5 protein-coding genes and 1 pseudogene are annotated in these 7,786 nt (G+C 58.1%); 5 read left to right on the top strand and 1 reads right to left on the bottom strand.

What is annotated here, in order from left to right; genetic code table 11:
• The 3 genes from dnaB to VKV18_RS02105 form a co-directional block, all read left to right on the top strand.
• Window positions 1-1,078 (top strand): replicative DNA helicase (dnaB, locus tag VKV18_RS02115; RefSeq protein ID WP_324202579.1); only part of this gene is annotated, 1,078 nt, incomplete at its 5' end.
• Between the two features lie 6 nt (window positions 1,079-1,084).
• Window positions 1,085-2,368 carry a phosphoribosylamine--glycine ligase gene (gene purD, locus VKV18_RS02110; RefSeq protein WP_324202578.1) on the top strand — a complete coding sequence of 428 codons (1,284 nt, stop codon included), beginning with the start codon at window positions 1,085-1,087 and terminating at the stop codon, window positions 2,366-2,368.
• Window position 2,369: 1 nt separating this feature from the next.
• A complete protein-coding gene (locus VKV18_RS02105; protein WP_324202577.1) occupies window positions 2,370-3,476 on the top strand; it encodes a hypothetical protein in 1,107 nt (368 codons plus the stop codon).
• 806 nt (window positions 3,477-4,282) lie between these two features.
• On the opposite strand, the gene VKV18_RS02100 is transcribed toward VKV18_RS02105, so the two are convergent.
• Complete coding sequence (locus VKV18_RS02100) at window positions 4,283-5,083, bottom strand: ankyrin repeat domain-containing protein (RefSeq protein WP_324202576.1); 801 nt, start codon at window positions 5,081-5,083, stop codon at window positions 4,283-4,285.
• A 531-nt stretch (window positions 5,084-5,614) separates the two neighbouring features.
• Between VKV18_RS02100 and VKV18_RS02095 the strand changes: the two genes are divergently transcribed.
• Together VKV18_RS02095 and VKV18_RS02090 are read left to right on the top strand one after the other, a co-directional pair.
• Entirely contained in the window at window positions 5,615-7,480 is a 1,866-nt protein-coding gene (locus tag VKV18_RS02095; protein WP_324202575.1) for a CRTAC1 family protein, read from the top strand.
• Between the two features lie 5 nt (window positions 7,481-7,485).
• A pseudogene (locus VKV18_RS02090) lies at window positions 7,486-7,786 on the top strand (hypothetical protein); the annotation flags it as partial.

Genomic DNA, 7,786 nt, shown 5'->3' with positions numbered 1-7,786 from the left:
GCACTATGCCCGTCTCGTGGAGGAAAAGGCCATTCTGCGGCGGCTATTGGATGCCGGAACGCGGGTTCAAGGGCTGGCTTACAGCGATTTTGAGAGCATCGAGGAGCTGGTTGACCAGGCCGAGCAGATCATTTTCGAGGTAGGGCAGCGGCGCATGGGGCGCTATTTCTACGAACTGCGCCCCCTTCTGAATGCCGAACTCGACCGCATTGAGAAGCGCTACGAAAACCGCGGCGCCCCCACCGGCCGCCTAACCCCCTTCGACGATCTCAACTACAAAACGGCAGGTCTGCAGCCCTCCGACCTCATCATCGTTGCGGCCAGGCCCGGAATGGGTAAAACCACGCTCAGCCTCCAACTTGCCCAGCACGTCGCTTTGGAGGAGCGCCTGCCGGTGGCCATCTTCAGCCTGGAGATGTCTAAAGAGCAGCTTGTAACCCGCCTTATCTGTTCCGAATCGCGCGTGGATGCCCATCGTTTGCGCACGGGCAATCTTCAGCCGGAGGATTGGCAGCGTGTGGGCGAGGGAATCAGTCGGCTGGCGGAGGCGCCCATTTTTATTGACGATACGCCCGACATCTCCATCATCGAAATCCGCGCAAAATGCCGCCGGTTGAAGGCCGAGAGAGGCCTTGGGTTGGTGCTGATAGACTATCTGCAGCTCATGCGCTCGCATCGCCGTACCGAAAACCGTAACCAGGAGATTTCGGAGATCGCGCGGGCCTGTAAAAGCCTGGCTCGTGAGCTGGATGTGCCGGTTATCGCGCTCTCGCAGCTCTCGCGTGCGGTGGAGTCGCGCCCCGATAAACGCCCTCTGCTCTCCGACCTACGCGAGTCCGGCTCGATAGAGGCCGAGGCCGACATCGTGATTTTTATCTATCGCGAGGCCTACTATAAGATGCGCGAGGAGGAAGAGGAGGAGGGGCCGCGCCCGTACGGGGCGGAGCGCCAGGAGGAGGCTGAGCTGATCATCGCCAAACATCGCAGCGGCCCTACCGGCAAAGTGATCGTGGGTTTCCAGCCGCAGTACACTCGCTTTGTGAACATTGACCGGGTGCATGAAATTGAGGAGGGATAGCCTAACATGAAGGTTTTGGTGGTGGGGGGTGGGGGGCGCGAGCACGCCCTTGTTTGGAAACTGGCCCAAAGCCCGCGCGTGGAGAAGCTCTACTGCGCTCCGGGCAACGCCGGCATTGAGCGACTGGCCGAGTGCGTTCCATTAAAACCTACCGACATCGAGGCCCTAGCCAACTTTGCTGCCGCTCAGAAAATGGCGCTGACCGTGGTGGGGCCCGAAGCCCCTCTCATGGCCGGTATTGTAGACCTGTTTGAAGCGCGCGGCTTGCCCATCTTCGGCCCCTCAAAAGACCCCGCTCGCATCGAGGGCAGCAAAGCCTTCGCAAAGCGCCTCATGCAGACCTCCGGCATTCCCACTGCGTCGTTTTGGGTGTGCGATTCGCCCACTGTAGCCCGTGCTCGCATTGCGGACTACTATGCCCAGCATGGCCCCGACGCCCGCATCGTGGTGAAGGCCGATGGACTCGCTGCCGGCAAAGGGGTAACGGTGGCCGCCTCGCGTCAGGAGGCCGAAGAGGCTGTCCACCGCATCATGGAGGAAAAGGTTTTTGGAGAGGCCGGCGCTCATGTGGTTATCGAGGAGTGCCTTACCGGCGAAGAGGCCTCCATCATGGCGATTACCGACGGCAGCCATCTGGTTCCCCTCCTGCCCTCGCAAGATCATAAGCGGGTCTACGATAACGATCAAGGCCCTAATACTGGCGGCATGGGCGCCGTCTGCCCCGTACCTATCCTCCCACCAGACCTCACCCAACAGGCTGTTGATCGCATTCTGCGCCCGGCCATCGAGGCCATTCGGGCGCTTGGCATTCCCTACCGGGGAACGCTCTATGCCGGAGTGATGGTGACGCCGGAGGGGCCGAAGTGTATCGAATTTAACTGCCGATTTGGCGACCCCGAAACCCAAGCGGTGCTGCCGCTTCTGGAAAGCGATCTGCTCGAACTGCTGCTAGGCGCGGTAGAGTGCACTCTTGACCAAGTGGAGGTTCGTTGGAAGTCGGGAGCGGCCGTCAACGTGGTGGCGGCCTCCGCAGGCTATCCGGGGAGTTATGAAACCGGCAAACCCATTGACGGCATCGAAGAGGCGGAGGCCGAAGGGTGTTTGGTGTTTCATGCCGGCACGCGCAGAGAAGGAGGCCGGATTGTGACGGATGGCGGCCGTGTGCTGGGCGTCACCGGCCTTGGGGCCGATGTTCGGGAGGCCATGGCGCAGGCCTATCGGGGCATTGCGCGCATCTCTTTTGAGGGCATGCACTACCGCCGCGACATCGGGGCGAGGAACCTTCGTTAATATGCCGCGTTTTGCCGATCTCGTAGGCCAGGAGGCGGCCATCAAGGCGCTGCGCAAAGCGATGACCGAAGATCGCTTGCACGGCACATGGCTTATGGTGGGCAGCCCCGGCGTGGGGAGGGGCACCTTGGCGCGCACATTTGCCCAGGTAGCTGCTTGCCAAGACCCTCAAAGAGAGCCGCTTGATGCTTGCGGCGTGTGCCCCTCCTGTCGCTACGCCCATACCGGCACGCACCCAGAAATCCTTACGATTCGACCGGCCGGCGAACAGCTTCAGATTTGGCAGCTTTGGGATCGGGATGGGCGCCCGCCCGGCGCTCTATCGCATACGCTCTCCTTTGCGCCGGTTATCGGGCGAAAGCGGGTCTACATTTTGGAGGCCGTAGAGCGGCTTACCGAAGCGGCAGCCAATAGCCTGCTAAAAGTTTTAGAGGAGCCGCCCCCCTATGCGCTGTTTGTGCTTACCGCACCGCATCCCTCACGCGTGTTGCCTACCATCGTCTCGCGCAGTCAGGTGCTGCGCCTGCTTCCCCTGCCCCAAAACCGCTTGAGCGACTATCTTAGGGAGCGCTACGGGCTGGAGCCGGCACAGGCCTACCAGGTTGCGGCGATATCGGAGGGGCGCATAGGGCAAGGTGTACGCCTTGCCGGCAACCCGCAGGCACTTCGAGAGATAGAGAACGTCTTTGAGCTGATCGAGATGATCGCCGTGGCGCCTAAGGGACGCGCGCTTCGACTCGGCGAGCAGATGCGACGTCTTGCCGGCGAGCTGACGTCGCTTTTTGAAGAGGAGAAAGTCCATTCCGAATCGGAGGAGGGAGAGCCGGCCGCCCAGCGGGAGCAGGCGGCACGGCGTCAGTTTGCCGCCCTCTTCGACCTGATGGTCATTTTCTATCGTGATCTCTTCCTCTTGTCTACATGTGGCCTAGAGACGGCCATTGTGAACGTGCATCGGCGCTCTGATCTTGCCTGCATTGCCCAAAAGGCCTCCCCCCGGCGATGGCAACGCGCCATAGACGCCATTTTGCTGGCGCGTCGCCGGCTGGATTTCAACGCCAACATCGCCCTCCTCACCGATACCCTGCTGATGCAGTTACTTGCGGACTAAAGCAGAGACTGCCAATTGCTTGGTTCTAGAGCCAATCTCCAGAAGCACGGCTATCTTGTTCGCCCCCTATCCCGTCCTTTCCCCCTATTAGGGAGGTGCTAGCGCACGGCGATGCAGCGGCCAGAGAGGTAGGCGAGTAAGGCAATCTTTCTGGCCGCTGAGGTGCTCACCGCTAGGTGTCCCTCTCCCTGATAGGGGGAGGGGGAGGGCGCCCTACCCCAGAAAATCTTTCGATTTTCTGGGGACCCCTGTATCGGCCTTGAGGAGCGGGGGAGTGGGAGCTTTAAGAGCCGGCGATACGACTGTCATTTCGAGCCGAAGGCGAGATAAACCACTGTCATTTCGAGCTGAAGACTGGATAAACAACTGTCATTTCGAGCCGATACCACACCTGTCATTTCGAGCCGAAGGCGAGAAATCTTGAGTTTCAATTCCTATCGGTTCTGAGGGCTAGGGTGATGGGCTACAGAGACTGCCAGCTTCACGGTTCTAGAGGCAGTTTTGCAAAGCAAGCCAACCTCGCTCGCCCCCTATCCCATCCTTTCCCCCTATTAGGGAGAAAGGGGGCGGTTATGGTTAGTTACCGAAGGGAAGCTAATCAAAGGAAACCGCCTGTAGGGGCACGGTCACCGTGCCCCTTTTGCTAATCTCCCCTCTCCCTGATAGGGGGAGGGGGAGGGCGTCGGCCTTGAGGGGAAGGACATCGCCCTATTTCATTGGCCAGTCGCAAGGCCTGCCCCTACAAAGGCAGGTTGGTTCCTTGAGGTGGGTGTAGGGACAACCCTTGTGGTTACTCCCTCCTCGCGCTAACCTTGAAACATCGCTCCGTTCTCCTGCCGGAGGAAGGGGGCGAAAAGCTGCTGCAGCTCGCGATCTCCCCGATGACGTATAAGGTCAAGAACCGTCCATCCATGGAAGGCGAGGCTCGGGCTTGCGTTGTAGCGGAGTAGAGCGCGTATAGACTTTTTGTCGTTCAAGAGGGCGGCCAAATAGAGCACCGGACGCCCGTCCATATCTAAGGCGTTGGGATTCGCCCCATGGGCCAGCAGAAGGGGAACGTCGTCGCTATCTCCTACTTCAATGGCCCAAGCGATAGGAGGAATATCCAGATCGTTTTGGGCATTGGGGTCGGCTCCGTGGGCGAGCAACAGGCGTACGATCTCATGTTGGTGCAGCGACAGCGCCATGATCAGCGGGGTAAAGCGATATTCGTCCCGCGCATCTACAAAGGCACCGTGTGCCAGAAGCTCTTCCACCATATCGGGTCGTTTGTGAATAACGGCCAGCATAAGCGGCGTGGTCACGGGAATGCGGGGGGCACGCAAAGGCCCGTGCAGGGCGTTTTTGAGATAGGTGGCTGGCGTGGGCTTCGGGTTTTCGTAATCGAGGGGAAAGTTGGGGTCGGCACCGGAGTTCAAAAGGCGCAGAAGCATTGCGTTGTCGCCGCGTTCGATGGCAACGGCGAGAGAGCGATCGTTATACAGTTGATAGAGACGGGCCAAAAGAGGCTCACTGCCCACGAGGCCTGCTACAAAGAGCACGGCAGCAAGCAACCAAAAAACGACTTTTCGGCGAACGCCCCGTTGTTTGTTCCGTGTGTTAGGCATATCCTCCTCGCTTCCTAACGAGAGTATACCGATTTAGATACCGAATAGAGAACGCTTTTTGTCGCAGAGGCTATTCTATTTTAGGAAGGTTTTCCCTTTTTGTGGATGGTAACGCGCAACAGACCGCGATAGATTTTACCCTTCTTGCCTCCTCTCCTCAGAGGGCAGCGTCTCAATCTCGGCGAATTTTTTATAGAGAAGATGCCGGAGTGATGGGCATGGCGATGTAACTCTTGAGGTTACCTGCATATAGGGTTATCTCGCTTTTGGTGGTTACCCCATAAGGATTGCCCTATTTTTATTGGGCAGGCACAGGCCTGCCACTACCGGAGCGATTTGATTCGTAGGATGGTTGTAGGGTCAACCCTTGAGGGGAAGGGCGCTCTGCCTCAGAAAATCTTGCGATCGGGAGGCAGCGGCAGCAACTTGCCGTTCGCATGGGGTTGAAAAGTTTGGTACAATATAGGTGGGGAGTTATTCCTTCCTATTCTCTTCAAACATAGCAAACTCGTGCTCTTTTGGATGTTCATTATGGGAATTTCGGAACCGATTAAAGAACAGCATGCTGTAGCCGTATCGCGGCGGGTGGCCATCGGCATGTTTTTGGCCCTCGTGGGCGGGGTACCCCTGGCGCGCTGGCTGAGCCGCCGAGGAGGCGACATCTCTGTGGAGGGCGCTTCCATGCGGCTGCCCCGTGCCCTCTCGCCCCAAGCATCGCTTCAACGCTACGGTTTTTCTCTCACCGAGTGCGCCCAACAGTGTGGCATTCACTTCGTACATCAAGCCCCACAGTTCGACCCAAAGCTCAACAACATCATGCCCGAAGTGGCCTCCTTCGGGGCCTCGGTCTCCATTGTGGATTTCGATAGGGACGGCTGGGCCGATATTTTTGTGACCAATAGCGGAGTAGGCACACAGTGTGCTCTCTACCGCAATAACCATGATGGCACCTTCAGCGATGTCACCGAAGAGGTGGGTCTAAACGATCTCAACGCTCCAGGAACAGGTGTCTGCCAAGGGGCCGTGTGGGGCGACTACGATAACGATGGCTATGAAGACCTGCTGGTCTACAAGTGGAGCGGCCCTACCCTCCTGTTTCATAACGAAGGGGGCAAGCGCTTCACCAATGTAACGGCCGGCAGTGGGCTGCCCGCAAAGGCCAACATCTCCAACGCTATCTGGCTCGACTACAACAACGATGGCAAAATTGACCTTCTCCTGTGCAGCTATTTCCCCGACGATATAGACCTGTTTCACCTCACCACCACCAAGATCATGACGAACAATTTCGAGTACGGCAGCAATGGGGGTCGGCTCTATCTGCTGGAGAACCTGGGCGGTGGACGTTTTGAGGACGTTACCGAGCCGATGGGCCTCGGCGGACGCTACTGGGCGTTGGCCGCCGCCGCTGCCGACTTGTGTGGCACCGGCTATCCCGATATCGTGATCGCCGGAGACTATGGGGCCTCGCTCTTCTTCTATAACGACCATGGGAGGCGCTTTATCCCCATCGCGAAAAGCGCCATCTACTCGTTTACCGAAGGCCCTAAAAGCGGCATGAACGTGAGCTTCGGCGATATCCTTAATCAGGGACGGCCCTGCATCTATATAAGCAATATCTCGGAACCCGGCGAGCTTATGCAGGGCAATAACCTGTGGGTGCCCCAACCCGGCACAACGGGTAAGGCCATTAAGTATAACGAGATGGGGGCCGAGATGGGGGTGGCCATGGGCGGCTGGAGTTTTGGGGCGCAGTTCGGCGACCTCAATAACGACGGCTATCTCGACCTCTATCTTACCAACGGCTTCTATTCGGGAAAGCGCGACCAAAGCTACTGGCACGATTTCAATAAGGTGGCGGGAGCCAACAGCGCCATTATCTCGGATGCGGCCAACTGGCCGGCCATGAACGGGCGAAGCCTCTCCGGCTATGAGAAGAAATGCGTCTGGCTCGGCGATGGCACCGGCCACTTTACCGAGGTGGCTCAACAGATTGGAGCGACTGACCTCTACGATGGACGGGCTGTGGCCTTGGCCGATCTGTGGAATAATGGGGCGCTCGATGTCGTTGTGGCAAATCAGCGCGGCCCGCTGCTGATCTATCGAAACACCGTAGACCCCAAGAACAGGTGGATTGAGTTTCATTTGGAGGGCACGCGAAGCAACCGCAGTGCCATCGGTGCCGCGGTAACTCTGTATTGGAATCATCAACAACAGCTACAGTTTGTGCTGGGAGGATGTGGATTCGCGGCGGAGAACCAACGCCGGCTTCATTTTGGACTCGGCCCCGATCCTCAGATCGAAAAACTGGTGATCCGATGGCCCTCAGGCCTCATTCAAACGCTCCCGGCCTCTTCTCTCAAAATCAATGCGATCAATAACATCAAGGAGCCATAGTCATTATGGGCAATCTTGTTTTATTTAAAAATGCGGTCGAACGAGTGCGGCCGAAAGGCCTTGGCTTACGAATCGATCCACGCTATATTGCGCCCCTGCTGATCACCTTCATCCTCTTGATGGCGCAACTCTCCGCGCGGGTTCTCGTGAATCCGTTCTACACGCTGGCAGCCATTCTTACCAGCATGGCGACCGAGTTGGTGCTAGGCCGACTCACCTATGGCAAATGGCCAAACCTTGCCAGCGCCTATGTCAGCGGCATTAGCGTGGGCATTCTGCTGCGTTCGGATTTCGTTTGGCCCTACA

The organism is Chthonomonas sp. (genome assembly GCF_035294505.1).
Classification (GTDB): domain Bacteria; phylum Armatimonadota; class Chthonomonadetes; order Chthonomonadales; family Chthonomonadaceae; genus Chthonomonas.
Note: the sequence above shows the minus strand (reverse complement) of the source record. Positions and strands in the feature narration are given on the sequence as shown.